This is a genomic window from Cupriavidus cauae (genome assembly GCF_008632125.1).
Lineage (GTDB): Bacteria > Pseudomonadota > Gammaproteobacteria > Burkholderiales > Burkholderiaceae > Cupriavidus > Cupriavidus cauae.
In genome coordinates, this window is sequence record NZ_VWRN01000047.1 from 1 (window position 1) to 17,300 (window position 17,300).

Sequence of the window (17,300 nt, forward strand, 5' to 3'; positions counted from 1 at the left end):
GTGGTCGCGGCGGGCAACGGCGCCGAGGCCGCGCTGGTGGAGTCGATCACCGTGCTGGCGGCCGCTTCGCTGCCCGAGGTCTGCGCGCACCTTGCCCGCACCGGCCCGCCGCTGGCGCGGGCCAGGCCCGTGACGGCGGCACCCGTCGATGGCTCGTCCGCGGGCATGCCGGACATGCGCGACGTGCGCGGCCAGGGGCAGGCGCGCCGCGCGATGGAGGTGGCGGCGGCCGGGCAGCACTCGGCCCTGCTGATCGGCCCGCCAGGCACCGGCAAGTCGATGCTGGCGCAGCGCTTTCCCGGGCTGCTGCCGCCGATGACGCTGCAGGAGGCGCTCGAGTCCGCCGCGGTGCTGAGCCTGACCGGCGCCGGCTTCCAGAGCGAGCGCTGGGGCCGCCGGCCGTTCCGGGCGCCGCACCATACCGCCTCGGCGGCCGCGATGGTCGGCGGTGGCGGCGATCCGCGCCCGGGCGAGATCTCGCTGGCGCATCACGGCGTGCTGTTCCTCGACGAGTTGCCCGAGTTCGACCGGCGCGTGCTGGAGGTCCTGCGCGAGCCGCTCGAATCCGGCCACATCACGATCTCGCGTGCGGGCCGGCAGGCCGATTTCCCGGCGCGCTTCCAGTTCGTCGCGGCGATGAACCCCTGTCCGTGCGGCTACCAGGGACATCCGGCCCGGGCCTGCCGCTGCACGCCCGACCAGGTGCTGCGCTACCAGGCGCGATTGTCCGGGCCGCTGCTGGACCGCATCGACCTGCAGATCGAGGTGCCGGCGCAAAGCCAGCAGGAGACGCTGGACGGCCCGCCCGGCGAGGACAGCGCGGCGATCCGCGTGCGCGTGCTGGCGGCCCGGGCGCGGCAGCTCGAGCGGCAGGGCAAACCCAATGGAGAACTGGCGGGGGAGGAGATCGACCGGCATTGCCCGCTGGACGAGCAGGCGCAGGGGCTGTTGCGCGCGGCGATGGCGCGCCTGGGCTGGTCGGCGCGCTCGTACTTTCGCGTGCTGAAGGTCGCGCGGACCATCGCGGATCTGGGCGGCGCCGACACCATCGGCGCGGCGCATGCGGCCGAGGCGGTGCAGTATCGGCGGGTGTTGCGGCCGGTTTAGCGATGCGCTGCGTTCATCGGCTGATCGGCTGATCGGCTTATCGCTCCGCGTCACTTCTTCCGCTGGCGGGAAGGGTTGGAGGAGGGGAACGGCGCTCGCCACACCGACGGTGCCGGCCGTTCAATCGCCCCTGCCCTCTCCCCCGCCCCTCTCCCACCAGTGCGCGAGGGGAGCAAACCGGGCGCGGTAGCGGTGCAGGCCGTTAATCAAGCCGGACGGCGGGCTTCGGGCGGCTCGCCCGGCGGTTCCGGCTCCTCCTCGATCGGCGGATGATCGGGCGGCACGCCGGGCGGCGGCGGGTCTTCTATCGGCGGAACGGTGTGGTCGGCGCGGCGCGGCATCGGTCGGCTCCAAGGGGCGGGTAACCACCATTGAAGCAAACCGGCCGGGGGATCGCCAGCCAGCGTGGTCCTGTCCGGTCCGGTCCGATCGCGCTCAGCCCGGCTGCCGCCGCACGAAGAACAGCGCGGCGCCGACCGCCATCAGCACGCTGCCGAACACGCGGTTCTGCCAGCGCATCGCGCGCGCGTCGCGAAACAGCCCCTGCATGCGCGAGGCCAGCAGCGCGTAGCCGTGCATCACGATCAGGTCGACCGCGCACATCGTTACGGCCAGGATCGCCAGCTGCGGCACCAGGGGCCGCGCCGCATCGATGAACTGCGGCAGCACCGCCACCATGAAGACGATGCCCTTGGGATTGGTGACATTGGTCAGCAGGCCGGTGGCGAAACGCCGGCGCGGACTCATCGCGGCCACGCGGATGCCGCCCTGGGACTTGCCCTCGCCATTTGCATCGCTCGGCTCCTGCTCGACCCGCGCCCGCCACTGCTGCACGCCCAGATAGATCAGGTACAGCGCGCCGACCGTCTTGACCGCCGCGAACGCATGCTCGGATGCAATCAGCAGAGCACCGAGTCCGCCGCCGGCGACCAGCAGCACGATCACCAGCCCGGTCTGCAGGCCGAGAATCGTGGTGGTGGTCTTGCGCAGCCCATAGGACAGCCCGTGGCTCATCGACAGCACGGCCCCCGAGCCCGGCGAGACGGCGATCGCCCAGCAGGCCGCGAAATAGGCGAGCCAGATTTCCCAACGCATGATTTGCTCCTTCTTGTTTTTGCCTAAGCTCGAACCTTTTCAACCCCGGAACCTTGCCGGACCCTGGGACCTTCCATTCCCCGGACTTCTCCAATCCGCGGACTTTTCCAATCCCCGGACCTTTCCAATCCGCGGACGTATCCAAACCCCGGACGTTTTCAGATCCCCGGACGTTTCCGCGGACGTATCCAAACCCCCGGACCTTTTCAGCCCCCCGGATCGTTCCAAACCCCGGTGGCGTTCAACCCGCCACCCGCCGCCAAAGCCGCGGCACCAGCGCATACCAGAGATAGCCGACGAGCTGCAGCCCCAGCAGTCCGCCAAGCGCCGCGCGGAACGCGTCGGCCTGCGGCAGCCCGGCGTCGCGGAACAGATCGATCGCGACCCCTAGCCCCCACTGGATCAGGAAGCTGCCGCCGAACACCAGCAGGTTGTAGGTGGTATTGGCGCGCCCGGCGACCGCCGCCGGAAACGACAGGCTCAGCGTGCTGAGGATCAGCGACAGCGTGCTCGCGCACATCGCCAGCAGCGGCCACAGCAGCCACGCCGCCGGCGCGGTCCAAGCGACGATCGCCGCCTGCAGCACCAGCGTCAGCCCGGCGCCGACCATCACCAGCCGCGCCGACTCGACCGGATCGCGCGCGCGCCGCGGCGCCAGCCAGCCCAGCAGCAGATAGCCGGCCAGCAGCGCGATATTGAACAGGAACAGGATCTGCGCGGTGCGGTCCGGCCCGAAGCCCAGCACGTCGACCAGCCAGGGACCGACCCACAGCGTCTGCACCGCCATGAAGCCGGCCTGGTTCAGCAGGCCGAAGGGCAGCACGCGAACGAAGGCCGGGTGGCGCAGCAGCGCCCGATAACCGCCGGCCATCGTGGCCGCCGGGACCTGCGCAGCGGCGGTCGCGCGATCCACGCCGTTCGTCGGGCTGCCCACGCTATTCGTCGCGCCGTCCGTCATGCCGTCCGTCGCGCTTCCTGCCCCGCTGCCAGTTGCACTAACGGTCGCGCTAGCAGCAGCGATATCGGCCGCGATATCGACAGGATCGGCGAGCGCACTCCTCCGCTCCGCCCCGCGCGCCAGCCGCGCACTGCGCCGCTCGACCCGCGCCAGCCCCCGATACAGCGCCAGCGCCGACAGCAGCAGCAGGCCCGCCATCACCAGGAAGACGCCGCGCCAGCCCAGCCACGGCAGCACCGCCTGCACCGGCAGCGTCGTCATCAGCGCGCCGCCGCTGCCGGCGACCAGCATCCAGACCGACAGCTGGCTTTGCCGCGCGGTCGGAAACCAGCGGCGATAGGCGGTGTAGGACGCCATCAGGCAGGCCGAGACGCCGGCGCCGATCAGCGCCCGCCCCAGCCACAAGGTCGCCGCCGAGCCGGCCAGCGCGAACACCAGCGCGCCCGCCGCGGCGATCAGCAGCAGCACGGTTTCGACGCGCCGCACGCCGCGCCGGTCCAGCCACTGGCCGACCGGCAGCTGCATCGCGGCGAAGGCGAGGAAATAGGCTGACGACAGCAGGCCCAGGTCGGCGTTCGACAGCCGCATGTCGGCGATCAGCTCGGGCGCGATCACCGCGTTGATGGTGCGCAGCGCGTACGACAGCACATAGGCCGCGGCGAAGCAGGCGAACACCAGCGCGCCCTCGCTACGCCGCAGCAGCGAGGACGGCCGCATGGACAGTCCGATGCGGTTGCTGCGCGAGCCGGTACGGGAACGCATCAGAACGGGTGGAAGCCGGCCAGGAACTGCTCGACCTGCTCGGCCTGGCGGTGGTCGCGCGCGGCATCGCCGGCCTCGAGCACGACCGCCTGGTAGACCTTGGTCCCCCTGGCGACCAGCCGCGCGGTCAGCCGGCGCGGCGCCTTGTCCTGCGGCGAGACGCCAGCCACGCGGATCTCGATGCCCTGCAGCGCCACCGGCGGCTGGGCCGACGACATCACCGTGACCGCGCGCGTCTGCACCGGCTCGGTCGGCGCGTTGCCCAGATTGGCCAGCAGGCCGGACTGCATCGCCGACAGCGCCTCGGCGCGCAGCGCGGCATCGTCGCTGGGCAGGCTGACCACGCCGACCGCGAACAGCGTCTCGTCGACGCGGGCCGCCTCCATCGTCATCGGCAGCTTGCGGCCCGCGATCGCGACATCACGCGCGGCGCTGGTCGGCTTGCCAGGATAGAGCGCGGCATAGCCGCCCTCGTTGGACTGGATGGTCCGCCAGTCGTAACGCGGCGAGCAGGCGAGCAGCGCGGCCACCGCCAGGCCGGCGCAATACCGGGCCGGCCGGCGGAGGAACGAAAGGCGAGACATCGGGAAGCCTGAACGACGGGTGGAAGAAGACGGCCGATAAAGGGAACGAAGCGCCGCACCGGCAGGGGTGCGGCCAAGCCGCTATTATCGGGGATCAGGCACTGACGCAGTGTCTTTCTGATCTCGATATTTCATTATGGTTTTGGACTTCGCAGGTCGCCGCATGGGTTCGGCATGGCTCCAGGGCGCCGCCCTGGCGCTGCCGGCCGCCCTGTCGGCTGCCCTGACGGCCGCGCGATCTGCCACGCGATCTGCCACGCGATCTGCCGCGCTATCGGTCGCGCGATCTGCCGCGCTGTTCGTCGCCCCGTTGGTCGCCCTGCCCGTCGCCGGCCTGTCGCTCGCCCTTGCCGCGCCATCGGTCCAGGCGGCCAGCCCCGCGCACCTGCCGGCGGTCGCCGACCTGGCGGCGGAGACGCGCTCGGCCAGCCTGCGCGGCGAACCGCTGGTGGTGCTGGTGACGCTGCCGAACTGCGGCTATTGCGAAGCGGTACGGCGCAACTACCTGGGCCCGCAGGCCACCGCCGGGCAGCTCACGGCGCGCGAGCTCGACATGAGCGCCGCCACGCCGATCCGCGATGCCGACGGCCGTGCCACCACCGCACGCGCCTGGGCGCGCGAGCATGGCATCCGCTTCGCGCCGACGGTGCTGTTTCTCGACGGCAAGGGGCGCCCGGCCGCGCCGCCGCTGCGCGGCATGCAGCCGGACTTCTACGGCGCCTATCTGGAACAGTCGCTCGACACCGCGCGAGCCGCGATGGCGGCCGGGGCCGGCGGGCGCTGACCCGCCGGGGGCCACCACGCGGCCCCGCCACGCCACGCCACGCCACGCCACGCCCGAGCCCGTGCCCGTGCCCGTCCTCGGGCTCGGCTCGGCTCGGCTCGGCTCGGCTCGGCTGGGGCTGGGGCTGGGGCTGGGGCTGGGGCTGGGGCTGGGGCTCGGGCTCGGGCTGGGGTTCGGGTTCGGGCGCGCGCTCAGCCTCGAGTTCGGGCTAGAGCTCGGGATCGGCGCCATCGGCCACCTCGGCGCTAGAATGACGTTTTCCCCTCCTTCGGTCGGCCCATCATGACTTCGTCCGCCTCCCAACCGGAACGTCCCGCCTCCCCCCGCAAGCGCTGGCCGCTGATCGTGGGCCTGCTGGTGCTGGTCCTGCTCGGCTGGTTTGGCTACCGGGCGCTGACGCCGGCCCAGCATGCGCCGCAGGCGACCTTCGTGCTGCTGTCCGGCGAGCGCGTCAGCACCGCGCAGCTGCAGGGCAAGGTCTATATGGTCAATTTCTGGGCCACCAGCTGCACCACCTGCGTCAAGGAGATGCCGGACATGGTGCGCACCTACCAGCAGTTCAAGGACAAGGGCCTGGAGTTCGTCGCGGTGGCGATGAGCTACGACCCGCCGATGTACGTGACCAATTTCACCGAGACGCGCAAGCTGCCGTTCAAGGTCGCGCTCGATTCGGACGGCTCGGCGGCCAAGGCCTTCGGCGACGTGCAACTGACGCCGACCACCTTCGTGGTGGACAAGGACGGCCGCATCCTGAAGCGCTACGTCGGCGAGCCGGAATGGGACAGTCTGCACCGGCTGCTGGACGAGGCGCTGGCCAAGGCGGTCTGATGCGCTGACGGGGGAGGGGCTGCCCTCTCGCCCAGCCCCTCCCGCAAGCGGGAGAGGGGCGCAAACCCGCAGCGTCCCAACGGCGATTGGGTTCGCCCTCTCCCGCGGGCGGAAGAGGATCGGGGAGAAGGCATTCCCGGCGCAAGCTCCACCAAAAGCGCCCTTCAAGTCCCTTCAACCATCCCCCGCTTGCCCAACACATCTGTATGGATATACAGTCTGCGGCGAACATTTCCGGTTTTCGCCCTCGCCCGCCCCTGTGTCCGCCGATCTCGCCCTCGCTCCCGCCGCAGCACTGTCCGATCCGATCGCTCCGAGCGTTCCGGCCGACCCGGCCGCTCCGGCCGACTATCTCGCCGCGCTCAACCCCGAGCAGCGTGAAGCGGTCGAGCACGCCACCGACCGGCCGCTGCTGATCATCGCCGGCGCAGGCTCTGGCAAGACCAATACGCTGGCGCACCGCGTCGCGCATCTGCTGCTGGGCGGTGCCGATCCGCGGCGCATCCTGCTGCTGACGTTCTCGCGGCGCGCCGCGGTCGAGATGGGCCGGCGCGTCGAGCGCATCGTCGACCAGGCCTTCGCGGCCCGCAACGGCACCACCTCGTCGGCCAACCCGGGCCGCGCCGCGCTGCAATGGGCCGGCACCTTCCACGCGATCGGCGCGCGCCTGCTGCGCGAATACGCGGAGACGCTGGGGCTGTCGCCCTCCTTCACCATCAGCGACCGCGGCGACTCGGCCGACCTGATGAACGTGGTGCGGCACGACCTCGGCCTGTCGGCGCAGAACGCGCGCTTCCCGCGCAAGGAAACGTGCCTGGCGATCTATTCGCGCGTGGTCAACACCCAGTTGCCGCTCGAAGAGGTGCTGCAGCGCCAGTTTCCGCGCTACGCGATGTGGGTGGACGCGCTGCGGGCGCTGTTTGCCGGCTATGTCGAGGCCAAGCAGAAGCAGCAGGTGCTCGACTACGACGACCTGCTGCTGTACTGGGCGCAGGCGCTGGCCGAGCCGGCGCTGGCGCGCGACATGGGCGAGCGCTTCGACCATGTGCTGGTCGACGAATACCAGGACACCAATGCGCTGCAGGCCGCGGTCCTGCTGTCGCTCAAGCCCGACGGCCGCGGCCTGACCGTGGTCGGCGACGACGCGCAGTCGATCTACGCGTTCCGTGGCGCCACCGTGCGCAACATCCTCGACTTCCCGCACCGCTTCTCGCCGCCGGCGGGACAGGTCACGCTGTCGCGCAACTATCGCTCGACGCAGCCGATCCTGGCCGCCGCCAACGCGGTGATCGGGCTGGCGGCCGAGCGCTTCACCAAGGACCTGTGGTCCGACCGCGCCAGTGCCGAGAAGCCCGGCGTGGTGGTGGTGGGAGACGAGACCGAGCAGGCGCGCTTCGTGGTCGAGCGCATCCTCGCGCGGCGCGAGGAAGGGCTGGCGCTGATGGCGCAGGCGGTGCTGTTCCGCGCCGCCGACCACAGCGCGCAGCTCGAACTGGAACTGGTCCGCCGCAACATCCCCTTCGTCAAGTTCGGCGGGCTCAAATTCCTCGAGTCGACCCACGTCAAGGACATGCTGGCGGCGCTGCGCTGGCTGGAGAATCCGCGCGACCGCATGGCGGGCTTCCGCACGCTGCAGCTGATGCCGGGCGTCGGGCCCAAGACCGCCGCCCGCGTGCTCGACGGCCTGGAGCTCGCCAGCGATCCGCTGTTCGCGCTCGAATCGTTCGAGGCGCCGCCGGCCGCGGCCGAGGCATGGGCGGAACTGGTCGCGCTGGCGCGCGAGGCGATGGCGCCCGCGGCGGCATGGCCGGTCGACTTCGAGCGCGTGCTGCGCTGGTACGAGCCGCATCTGGAACGCCTGCACGACGATGCCGCCGCGCGCGCCGCCGACCTGCAGCAGCTGGCGCGCATCGCCGCGACCTACGGCTCGCGCGAACGCTTCCTGACCGAGCTGACGCTGGATCCGCCGGACGCCTCCAGCGACGAATCGGGCGTGCCGCTGCGCGACGAGGACTACCTGATCCTGTCGACCATCCATTCGGCCAAGGGCCAGGAATGGAAGGCGGTCTACGTGCTGAACGCCGTGGACGGCTGCCTGCCGTCCGACCTGGCCACCGGCACCACCGAGGAGATCGAGGAGGAGCGCCGGCTGCTCTATGTCGCGATGACGCGCGCACGCGACCATCTCGACATCGTCGTGCCGCAGCGCTTCTACGTGCATCAGCAGCCCGGCATGGGCGACCGCCACGTGTACGCGTCGCGCACGCGCTTCCTGCCCAATCGCGTGATGCCGCATTTCCACAGCCGCGCGTGGCCGCCGCCTCCGCCGGTCGACGCGGCGCCGCAGCGCGCGTCGCTGCCGGCGGTCGACCTGGCCGCGCGGATGCGCAATATGTGGCGGTGAGCCGGGCGTAGTGGTCGTAGGGCCGTAGCAGCCGTCGTTGCCGCGCCGGCCGTAGTTGCCATAGGCGACGTAGCCGCCATGGCGTCCGCAGCAACCATAGGGGCCGTAGGCCGTAGCCGCCGTGCCCGTTATGCTGCGCTCGCGACGAGGGCCTCAAACCAGCGCCTCCTGTGCGCCATAGCTAACACCCACCGCGGCGTGGCGCTGCAGACGCCGCCATGCGGTCGAAACGGCCCCCGGCTCGCCGTATAATTCCGAGCTTCCCACCGTTCCGACCGGCGCCAAGCCGCGCGCGCGGCCCAGCCGAGCGCGCCGCGCCCTCCCACGCATGAGCAGCTACTACCAGCACCACGTCTTCTTCTGCCTGAATCAGCGCGAGCCGGGCGAAAACTGCTGCGCCAACCACAACGCGAAGGCGATGCAGGAATACGCCAAGAAGCGTTGCAAGGAGCTGGGCATCGCCGGCGGCGAGGGACGGGTGCGGATCAACAAGGCGGGCTGCCTGAACCGCTGTGAACTCGGTCCGGTACTGGTGGTCTACCCGGAGGCCGTTTGGTACACATTCGTCGACGAGCAGGACATCGACGAGATCATCGACAGCCATCTGATCCACGGCAAGCCGGTCGAACGCCTGATGGTGGATCGCTGAGCGCCGCGCGCGCAGGCGCATCCGCATCCATCCGCCGCCCACGCCCACTTTCGTTTCGACCCCGGATTTCCGCCCTTCCTGCCATGAACGCGCATACCCAGGTACTCACCGTTGCCGGTCCCGCCGGCGCGATCGACGTCTCGGTCGACCTGCCGCAGGCCGCCCCGGTGCGCGGCCTCGCGCTGGTCGGCCATCCGCATCCGCTGTTCGGCGGCACCAAGGACAACAAGGTCGCGCAGACGCTGGCGCGCGCCTTCGTGCAGCTGGGCTACGCCACCGTGCGGCCGAACTTCCGCGGGGTCGGCGGCACCGCCGGCGAGCATGACAACGGCCAGGGCGAGCAGGACGATCTGCTGGCGGTGATCGACTGGATGCGCCAGCAGCGCGACTGGTCCGCCGACGCGGCAACGCTGCCGCTGGCGCTGGCCGGCTTCTCGTTCGGCAGCTTCGTCGTCAGCCATGTGGCGCGGCGCCTGGCCGAGGCCGGCACGCCCGCCGAGCGCTTGGCGATGGTCGGCACCGCGGCCTCGCGCTGGCAGGTCGCGCCGGTGCCGGCCGACACCATCGTGATCCACGGCGAGCAGGACGAGACCGTGCCGCTCGCCAGCGTGCTCGACTGGGCGCGGCCGCAGGAACTGCCAGTCACGGTGATTCCGGGCGCCGACCATTTCTTCCATCGCAAGCTGCATCTGATCAAGCAGCTCGTCGTCAATGCGTGGCAGCGCTGAGCCCGGGCATTGAGCGGGTGGCCATGGCAATCCGTGGCCGCCGTTCCTTGCCCTGCCGCCACGCCCGCGTGGCGGCGCGACGCTGCCCTTTCTCTCTTGTCGGAACCTGAAAACATGTTCAATCAAGCTTCGCCGCTGTTCTCCCACCGCATCGCCCACACCCTGCTGGCCAGCGCCGCCGTGCTCGCGCTCGCCAGCGCACCGCTGACGGTGCGCGCGCAGGCCGTGCCGATGCCGCAGGTGGCGGCCAAGGCGTGGATGCTCTACGACGTCACCAGCGGCCAGGCGCTCGGCTCGCAGAATGCCGATGCCCGCATCGAGCCGGCTTCGCTGACCAAGATCATGACCGCCTACCTGGCCTTCCAGGCGCTGAAGGAAAAGCGCCTGACGCTGGACCAGGCCGTGGTGCCGACCAATCTGGTGCTGAAGGTCAAGAGCGACGAGTCGCGCATGTTCATCGAGCCGAACAAGCCGGTCACGGTGCAGGACCTGCTGATGGGCCTGATCGTGCAGTCGGGCAACGATGCCGCGCTGGCGCTGGCCGAGGCGGTCGGCGGCTCGGAGGAAGGCTTCGTCGCGATGATGAACCGCGAGGCCCAGCGCATGGGCATGAAGAGCACGCACTTCACGAATACCGACGGCATTCCCGACCCGAACCACTACACCACCGCGGCGGACCTGGCGATCCTGACCACGCGCCTGATCCAGGACTTCCCCGAGTACTACGGCATGTACTCGCAAAAGGAGTTCACCTATAACAAGATCAAGCAGCCCAACCGCAACCGCCTGTTGTACATCGATTCGACCGTGGACGGCGTCAAGACCGGCCACACCCGGTCCGCGGGCTACTGCCTGATTTCCTCGGCCAAGCGCCCGCTGGCCAACGTGCCGAACGGCTCGCGCCGCCTGATCTCGATCGTGATCGGCACCACCAGCGAACAGGTCCGCACGCAGGAAAGCCTGAAGGTGCTGAACTACGGCTTCCAGTTCTTCGACACGCTGCGCCTCTACGACAAGGGCCAGGTGCTGGCCACGCCGGACATCTACAAGGGCAGCAACGACACCATCAAGATCGGCGTCCGCGACGAGACCTACGTGACCGTGCCCAAGGGCACCGCGGGCCGTCTGAAGCCGGTGCTGGAGCGCCAGGAGCTGCTGGTGGCGCCGATCACGGCCGGCCAGCAGGTCGGCACCGTCAAGCTGATGGACGGCACCACCAAGGTGGCCGAGTTCCCGGTGGTCGCGCTGGAGGAGGTGCAGGAAGCCGGCTTCTTCGGCCGCATCTGGGACACCATCCGCCTGTGGTTCAAGCGCAAGTAACACGCAACAAGGAGGCCGCCGCCATGAGCGCCGACAACACCGACAACGGGCGCGACCAGCCTTCGCTGATCGAATACCCGAGCGATTTCCCCATCAAGGTGATGGGCGCGATGCAGGACGGCTTTGCCGAGGCCATCGTCACGCTGGTGCAGGAATTCGACCCCGGCTTTCATGCCGGCAAGATGGAGATGCGCCCCTCGCGCAACGGCAACTACCTGGGCCTGACCGTGACGGTCTGGGTCACCAGCCGCGAGCAGCTGGACGACCTGTATCGCGCGCTGACCGCGCATCCGATGGTCAAGGTGGTGCTGTAACGCGACGATGGCGCCGGCTTCGGCCGGCGGTGCCTGTCCCTTTCCACCGCGCCGCTCTTACCGCGCCGCTTTACCGTTCCCTCCAGGCCCTGTCCCGCAGGCCGGGGAGGAAAGCGAACCGCGCGGTGAACCAGAAGGCCGCCGCTGCGCGGCCTCCCTTCCCTGAATCATGAATACCCTGACCCTGAAGCCCGGCAAGGAAAAGTCCCTGCTGCGCCGCCATCCCTGGATCTATGCGACCGGCATCGACCGCGTCGAGGGCCGTGCCGAGCCCGGCGCCACCATCACGGTGCGCGCCGCCGACGGCCGCTTCCTCGCCAAGGCGGCCTACAGCCCGCACTCGCAGATCCGCGCGCGCGTGTGGACCTTTGACGAGAACGAGCCGGTCGACCATGCGCTGATCAAGCGCCGCGTCGCCACCGCGGTGGCGCATCGCCGCCAATGGGTCAGCGACAGCGACAGCGACGCGGTGCGGCTGGTGTTCGGCGAGGCCGACCGGCTGCCCGGGCTGGTGGTCGATTACTACGGCGCCGGCCGCGGCGCCGAGCACGCCCAGCTGGTCTGCCAGTTCAACGCCGCCGGCGTCGAGCAGTGGAAGGACGCGATCGTGCAGGCGCTGATCCGGGAGACCGGCTGCCCCAACGTCTACGAGCGCTCCGACGCCGCGGTGCGCGAGCGCGAGGGGCTGGCGCTGGTGACCGGCGTGCTGGCCGGCGCCGAGCCCGACCCCGAGCTCTCGGTCACCGAACACGGCGTGCGCTACTACGTCGACGTGCGCAACGGCCACAAGACCGGCTTCTATGTCGACCAGCGCGACAACCGCAAGCTGGTCGGCGATCTCGCCGAAGGGCGCGAGGTGCTGAACTGCTTCTGCTATACCGGCGGCTTTTCGCTGGCGGCGCTGCGCGGCGGCGCGGCCTCGGTGGTGTCGATCGATTCGTCGGGCGAGGCGCTGAAGATTGCCGAGGGCAATGTCGCGCTGAACGGCTTCGATGCGGGACGTGCGACCTGGCTCGACGCGGACGTGTTCAAGTCGTTGCGCCAGTTCCGCGCCGAGGGCCGGCAGTTCGACCTGATCGTGCTGGACCCGCCGAAGTTCGCGCCGTCGGCCCAGCATATCGACCGCGCCGCGCGCGCCTACAAGGAAATCAACCTGGTCGGCATGCAGCTGCTGCGCCCGGGCGGGCTGCTGTTCACCTACTCGTGCTCGGGCGCGATCGGCATGGAGCTGTTCCACAAGATCGTGGCCGGCGCGGCCACCGACGCCCGCGTCGATGCGCGCATCCTGCGGCGGCTGTCGGCCGGCACCGACCATCCGATGCTGGCGGCCTTCCCCGAGGGCGAATATCTGAAGGGGCTGCTGCTGCAGCGTGTGTAAGCACCGACGGACGCAATGGGCGCGCATGGGCACGCATGGGCACGCATGCGCCGCGCAGGAGCCGTGCAGGAACGCATGGGACCGCGTACCAGCGCATAGGAGCGCGCCGCGTTGCGCGCGCCGCCGGCCGCTTCATCGAGACGTCACCGCCTCGTCCCCGGATCGTCATATTGCCCCTCTACCATGCCGTTGACGGCTTCGGCATTGGCAGGTGCCCGCCGTCGATGTATCAGTCTTCGTGGTAATTGCCCCGCCCCGGACGCGGGGCTTTTTTTTGCCTCGCGTGTTCCGCAAGGGCGCCGACCGCGGGGCAGGGCCGGATTCGCGCTAGATTGGTGGGGCTGGATCGGAATTGCACTTCGGCTAGACCCGCGCTTCTAATGCCGCGATAACGCCCCAACAAGGGAAGTCCCTATAATCGAACGATCGTTCAGAACATCGATGCCACGCAGCGCCACGCTTGCCGTGGGTCAAGGAGACACCATGCCCGCCGCCAAACATATCCCCGCCGCCCTGCAGAAGCTGACGCTGCCCGTGATCGCGTCGCCGATGTTCATCGTCAGCTATCCGGAACTGGTGCTGGCGCAATGCAAGGCCGGCATCGTCGGTTCGTTTCCGGCGCTGAACGCGCGCCCCGCCGAACTGCTCGACGAATGGCTGACGCAGATGCAGCAGGAGCTGGCGGCCTTCCGCGCCGCCAATCCCGATGCCACGATTGGCCCGATCGCGGTCAACCAGATCGTGCACGCGTCGAACGCGCGGCTGGAGCAGGACGTGCGCGTCTGCGTCGAACACAAGGTGCCGATCTTCATCACCTCGCTGCGCGCGCCGGTCAAGGAGATGATCGACGCGGTGCACAGCTACGGCGGCATCGTGCTGCACGATGTGATCAACCTGCGCCATGCCGAGAAGGCCCTCGAGGCCGGCGTCGACGGCCTGATCCTGGTCGCCGCGGGCGCCGGCGGCCATGCCGGCACGCTGTCGCCGTTCGCGCTGGTCGGCGAGGTGCGCCGCATCTTCGATGGCCCGATCGCGCTGTCGGGCTCGATCGCCACCGGTGACGCCGTGCTGGCGGCGCAGGCGATGGGCGCGGATTTCGCCTATGTCGGCACGCGCTTCATCGCCTCGCAGGAAGCGCATGCCAGCGAAGCCTACAAGCGCTCGATCACCGATGCGGCGGCCGCCGACATCGTCTACACCAACCTGTTCACCGGCGTGCACGGCAACTACATCCGCGAGAGCATCCTCAATTCGGGGCTCGATCCGGAGAACCTGCCGCAGGCCGACAAGAGCAAGATGGATTTCTCCAGCGGCAGCTCCAAGGCCAAGGCGTGGAAGGACATCTGGGGCGCGGGCCAGGGCGTGGGGCAGATCGACGCGATCCAGTCGGCCGGCGAGATTGTCGCGCGCATGAAGGCCGAGTACGATGCGGCCAAGGCGCGCCTGTGCGCCGTCAACTGACCGCAGCCGCAGCAACCGCCGTAGCCGCTGCCATAGCCGCCGCGGTCGCCGCTGCAGACCGCTGGAGATTCCCCGCTGGATAAGCCCCCTGTCGTCATTGCCGAGGTCCGGCGCAGCCGCCGCGAACGCCTGGTGCGCGCGGCCTGGGCCACGCTCGGCATCGTCTGCATGGTGCTGGCGGTGCTCGGCGTCTTCCTGCCGGTGCTGCCGGCCACGCCCTTCGTGCTGCTCGCGGCGGCCTGCTTCGCGCGCGGCTCCGAACGCTTCCATGACTGGCTGATGCGCCATCCCCGGCTCGGCCCGATCGTGCACGACTGGCAGCGCCATCGCAGCATCCCGCTGCGCGCCAAGATCGTGGCGATCGCGACGATGTGGATCTCGCTGCCGACCACCGCCTGGGTGCTGCGCGCCCGGCCCGCGCTGTCGATCGCGCTGCTGGTGCTGGGCGCCGTGGCCACCGCCTATCTGCTGTACCTGCCGACGCGGCCGCGCGGCGGCCACGGACCGGCAAGCACCGCGCCGCCGTCCGAGCCGGAGCCGCCGCGGCAGGGCTGAACGCGCGCTGTCGCGAACGCCCTGCGAACCCGCCCTGTGAACGCGCCCTGCGAACGCGCCCTGTGAACGCGCCCTGTGAACGCGCCCTGTGAACGCGCCCTGTGAACGCGCTCGTGAACGCGCTCAGTCGTAGCTGCGCGCGTCCTCGATGACCTTGCCGTCCTGCGGCAACGAACCGGCCGGCACGAACCGGACCTCGCCCTTGAGCCGCATCACGTCGCGCATCGACACCGCGATCGCATCGGCCAGCCCCGCGTCCTGCCGCGTGGCGTCGCAATGCAGCGTCATCACGTCGGCGCCCGGCGCGCCGGTCACGACCAGGCGCGCCGCGCGCAGCTCGGGATGGCGGCGCATCACCTCGCCGATCTGGCCCGGATGGACGAACATCCCCTTGACCTTGGTGGTCTGGTCGGCGCGGCCGAGCCAGCCGCGCAGCCGGATATTGGTGCGCCCGCAGGGGCTGGGCGTCGACGACGAGCCCGGCACGACGGCGGACAGGTCGCCGGTGCCGAAGCGGATCAGCGGATAGTCCTCGTTGCCCAGCACCGTGACCACCACCTCGCCGACCTCGCCCTCCGGCATCGGGCGCGTGCCGCCCGGTTCGACGATCTCGACCAGCACGCCCTCGTCGACCACCCAGCCGTCGGCACCCTCGCTCTCATAGGCGATCAGGCCGACATCGGCGGTGCCGTACATCTGGTGCACCTTGATGCCGCGCTCGACGAACCAGGCGCGCAGCGAAGGCGGCATGGCCTCGCCCGACACCAGCGCCTTGGCCAGGCTGCACGGCTGGCCGAGCTCGGCACCGCGTTCGAGCAGGATCTTCAGGAAGGACGGCGTGCCGGCGTAGGCGGCCGGCCGCAGCATCGACAGCGCCTGCACCTGCGATTCGGTCTGGCCGACGCCGGCCGGAAACACGCAGCAGCCCAGCCGGTGCGCGCCGGTTTCCATCATCATGCCGGCCGGCGTGAAGTGGTAGGAGAAGGTGTTGTAGACCAGCTCGCCGCGGCGAAAGCCCGCCGCGTACATCGCGCGTGCGGTGCGCCACCAGTCCGGCCCGTGGCCGTCGGGCTCGTGCAGCGGTCCGGGCGACTGGAAGATATGGCGCAGCGCGCCCAGCGGCGTCGCGTTCAGCCCGCCGAGCGGGGCATTGGCCTGCTGCAGCGCGCTCAGCTGCGCCTTGCGCGTGACCGGCAACGCGGCCAGCGCCTCGCGCGAGGTCAGCGCCTGCGGATCGACATCGCGCAGCGCCTGGGCAAAGTAAGGCGCGTGCGTCCTGGCATGCGCGACCTGGCGCGACAGCGCGGCCAGCAGGGCCTGTTCGCGCGCGGCGGGGTCGCGCGTCTCGAGAGCGTCGAAGTATTCGGACATGATGACGGATGTCGGTGAGGATGGGGTGCCGGGCGATACGGGTCACGGCCGCGGCGGGCCAAGGCATGATGTCGGCGCCGATCGCCGCGCGGGCCGGCCGGTCCGCGCGCTGGTCCGTGCGCCGCTCAGGCGAGCCAGCGTTTGCGCCGGCGGTAGCTCTTGACGTCGCGGAACGACTTGCGGCCGCCGCCGTCGGCATCGTTGGCCGCCACGCCGAGGTAGAACTCCTTGACGTCCTCGTTGGTGCGCAGCGCCTCGGCGGCACCATCCATCACCACGCGGCCGTTCTCGAGGATGTAGCCGTAGTCGGCATAGCGCAGCGCGACCATCGTGTTCTGCTCGGCCAGCAGGAAGCTGACGCGCTCGCGCTGGTTCAGGTCGCGCACGATCTCGAAGATCTCCTCGACAATCTGCGGCGCCAGTCCCATCGACGGTTCGTCGAGCAGCACCATGCTGGGCTTGGCCATCATGGCCCGGCCGATCGCGCACATCTGCTGCTCGCCGCCGGAGGTATAGCCGGCCTGCGACTTGCGCCGGGTCTTCAGGCGCGGAAAGTAGGTGTAGATCTTGTCGAGCTCGTCGCGGGTCTCGCGGCGCGAGAGTCCGCGCGTATAGGCGCCGGTCAGCAGGTTTTCCTCGATGGTCAGGTGGGCGAAGCAGTGGCGGCCTTCCATCACCTGGATCACGCCGCGCTTGACCAGATCGTTCGGCGTCAGCTGGTCGACGCGCGCGCCGCGGTATTCGATCGAACCCTTGGTCACGTCGCCGCGCTCGGCGCGCAGCAGGTTCGAGATCGCCTTCAGCGTGGTGGTCTTGCCCGCTCCGTTGGCCCCCAGCAGCGCCACGATGCCGCCCTCGGGCACGTCGAGCGACACGCCCTTGAGCACCAGGATCACGTGGTCGTAGATCACTTCGATGTTGTTGATGGACAGCAGGGTCATGGTGGACCTCGGTAGGGATAGCGGGGCGCGGTGGTGTTCTCCCTCTCCCGTCCGGGGGAAA

Annotated in this window: 16 protein-coding genes; 11 read left to right on the forward strand and 5 right to left on the reverse strand. The window is 70.0% G+C overall.

Going from position 1 to position 17,300, the window contains the following annotated elements:
* Positions 1–1,107: YifB family Mg chelatase-like AAA ATPase (locus F1599_RS18070; RefSeq protein WP_150084036.1), on the forward strand; the 1,107-nt coding region annotated here is incomplete at its 5' end.
* Between the two features lie 435 nt (positions 1,108–1,542).
* On the opposite strand, the gene F1599_RS18075 is transcribed toward F1599_RS18070, so the two are convergent.
* The 3 genes from F1599_RS18075 to F1599_RS18085 all read right to left on the reverse strand — a co-directional run bounded on the left by F1599_RS18075 (position 1,543) and on the right by F1599_RS18085 (position 4,506).
* Positions 1,543–2,202 carry a LysE family transporter gene (locus tag F1599_RS18075; protein WP_150084037.1) on the reverse strand — a complete coding sequence of 220 codons (660 nt, stop codon included), beginning with the start codon at positions 2,200–2,202 and terminating at the stop codon, positions 1,543–1,545.
* Positions 2,203–2,443: 241 nt separating this feature from the next.
* Positions 2,444–3,922 carry an MFS transporter gene (locus F1599_RS18080; protein WP_150084038.1) on the reverse strand — a complete coding sequence of 493 codons (1,479 nt, stop codon included), beginning with the start codon at positions 3,920–3,922 and terminating at the stop codon, positions 2,444–2,446.
* Entirely contained in the window at positions 3,922–4,506 is a 585-nt protein-coding gene (locus F1599_RS18085) for a hypothetical protein (protein WP_150084039.1), read from the reverse strand. Before F1599_RS18085 ends, F1599_RS18080 begins: the two co-directional genes overlap by 1 nt.
* Before the next feature lie 310 nt (positions 4,507–4,816).
* Between F1599_RS18085 and F1599_RS18090 the strand changes: the two genes are divergently transcribed.
* The 10 genes from F1599_RS18090 to F1599_RS18140 all read left to right on the forward strand — a co-directional run bounded on the left by F1599_RS18090 (position 4,817) and on the right by F1599_RS18140 (position 14,927).
* Positions 4,817–5,290 (forward strand): thioredoxin fold domain-containing protein, encoded by a 474-nt coding sequence (locus F1599_RS18090; RefSeq protein WP_395896359.1) that lies wholly within the window; start codon positions 4,817–4,819, stop codon positions 5,288–5,290.
* Positions 5,291–5,572: 282 nt separating this feature from the next.
* Positions 5,573–6,118, forward strand: coding sequence for a TlpA disulfide reductase family protein (locus tag F1599_RS18100; protein WP_149317161.1), 546 nt, complete (start codon positions 5,573–5,575; stop codon positions 6,116–6,118).
* 259 nt (positions 6,119–6,377) lie between these two features.
* The gene (locus F1599_RS18105) at positions 6,378–8,522 is read left to right on the forward strand and encodes an ATP-dependent helicase (RefSeq protein ID WP_150084040.1); all 2,145 of its coding nucleotides are present in this window, start codon (positions 6,378–6,380) and stop codon (positions 8,520–8,522) included.
* Between the two features lie 328 nt (positions 8,523–8,850).
* Positions 8,851–9,171, forward strand: a complete 321-nt coding sequence (locus F1599_RS18110) for a (2Fe-2S) ferredoxin domain-containing protein (protein WP_006578238.1) — start codon at positions 8,851–8,853, stop codon at positions 9,169–9,171.
* An 83-nt stretch (positions 9,172–9,254) separates the two neighbouring features.
* Positions 9,255–9,899, forward strand: a complete 645-nt coding sequence (locus tag F1599_RS18115; RefSeq protein ID WP_149317163.1) for an alpha/beta hydrolase — start codon at positions 9,255–9,257, stop codon at positions 9,897–9,899.
* Between the two features lie 114 nt (positions 9,900–10,013).
* Positions 10,014–11,219 (forward strand): D-alanyl-D-alanine carboxypeptidase family protein, encoded by a 1,206-nt coding sequence (locus F1599_RS18120; RefSeq protein WP_149317164.1) that lies wholly within the window; start codon positions 10,014–10,016, stop codon positions 11,217–11,219.
* Positions 11,220–11,242: 23 nt separating this feature from the next.
* Positions 11,243–11,533 carry a DUF493 family protein gene (locus F1599_RS18125; protein WP_053820987.1) on the forward strand — a complete coding sequence of 97 codons (291 nt, stop codon included), beginning with the start codon at positions 11,243–11,245 and terminating at the stop codon, positions 11,531–11,533.
* A gap of 169 nt (positions 11,534–11,702) precedes the next feature.
* Complete coding sequence (locus F1599_RS18130) at positions 11,703–12,911, forward strand: class I SAM-dependent rRNA methyltransferase (RefSeq protein ID WP_150084041.1); 1,209 nt, start codon at positions 11,703–11,705, stop codon at positions 12,909–12,911.
* A 483-nt stretch (positions 12,912–13,394) separates the two neighbouring features.
* The gene (locus tag F1599_RS18135) at positions 13,395–14,372 is read left to right on the forward strand and encodes an NAD(P)H-dependent flavin oxidoreductase (RefSeq protein WP_149317166.1); all 978 of its coding nucleotides are present in this window, start codon (positions 13,395–13,397) and stop codon (positions 14,370–14,372) included.
* Positions 14,373–14,504: 132 nt separating this feature from the next.
* Positions 14,505–14,927: a YbaN family protein gene (locus F1599_RS18140; protein ID WP_149317167.1), complete on the forward strand. Its 423-nt coding sequence runs from the start codon at positions 14,505–14,507 to the stop codon at positions 14,925–14,927.
* A gap of 123 nt (positions 14,928–15,050) precedes the next feature.
* Here F1599_RS18140 and F1599_RS18145 read toward each other — a convergent pair whose 3' ends face one another.
* Positions 15,051–16,298 carry a phenylacetate--CoA ligase family protein gene (locus tag F1599_RS18145; RefSeq protein ID WP_150084042.1) on the reverse strand — a complete coding sequence of 416 codons (1,248 nt, stop codon included), beginning with the start codon at positions 16,296–16,298 and terminating at the stop codon, positions 15,051–15,053.
* Positions 16,299–16,423: 125 nt separating this feature from the next.
* On the reverse strand, positions 16,424–17,239 hold the full coding sequence (locus tag F1599_RS18150) for an ABC transporter ATP-binding protein (RefSeq protein WP_149317169.1): 816 nt from the start codon (positions 17,237–17,239) through the stop codon (positions 16,424–16,426).
* Positions 17,240–17,300 lie beyond the last annotated feature (61 nt).

Bases quoted from the DNA above. Each gene is read 5' to 3' on its own strand.
- F1599_RS18075 (WP_150084037.1), bottom strand. From the start codon at position 2,202: ATGCGTTGGGAAATCTGGCTCGCCTATTTCGCGGCCTGCTGGGCGATC.
- F1599_RS18080 (WP_150084038.1), bottom strand. From the start codon at position 3,922: ATGCGTTCCCGTACCGGCTCGCGCAGCAACCGCATCGGACTGTCCATG.
- F1599_RS18085 (WP_150084039.1), bottom strand. From the start codon at position 4,506: ATGTCTCGCCTTTCGTTCCTCCGCCGGCCGGCCCGGTATTGCGCCGGC.
- F1599_RS18100 (WP_149317161.1), top strand. From the start codon at position 5,573: ATGACTTCGTCCGCCTCCCAACCGGAACGTCCCGCCTCCCCCCGCAAG.
- F1599_RS18110 (WP_006578238.1), top strand. From the start codon at position 8,851: ATGAGCAGCTACTACCAGCACCACGTCTTCTTCTGCCTGAATCAGCGC.
- F1599_RS18115 (WP_149317163.1), top strand. From the start codon at position 9,255: ATGAACGCGCATACCCAGGTACTCACCGTTGCCGGTCCCGCCGGCGCG.
- F1599_RS18120 (WP_149317164.1), top strand. From the start codon at position 10,014: ATGTTCAATCAAGCTTCGCCGCTGTTCTCCCACCGCATCGCCCACACC.
- F1599_RS18125 (WP_053820987.1), top strand. From the start codon at position 11,243: ATGAGCGCCGACAACACCGACAACGGGCGCGACCAGCCTTCGCTGATC.
- F1599_RS18130 (WP_150084041.1), top strand. From the start codon at position 11,703: ATGAATACCCTGACCCTGAAGCCCGGCAAGGAAAAGTCCCTGCTGCGC.
- F1599_RS18135 (WP_149317166.1), top strand. From the start codon at position 13,395: ATGCCCGCCGCCAAACATATCCCCGCCGCCCTGCAGAAGCTGACGCTG.
- F1599_RS18145 (WP_150084042.1), bottom strand. From the start codon at position 16,298: ATGTCCGAATACTTCGACGCTCTCGAGACGCGCGACCCCGCCGCGCGC.
- F1599_RS18150 (WP_149317169.1), bottom strand. From the start codon at position 17,239: ATGACCCTGCTGTCCATCAACAACATCGAAGTGATCTACGACCACGTG.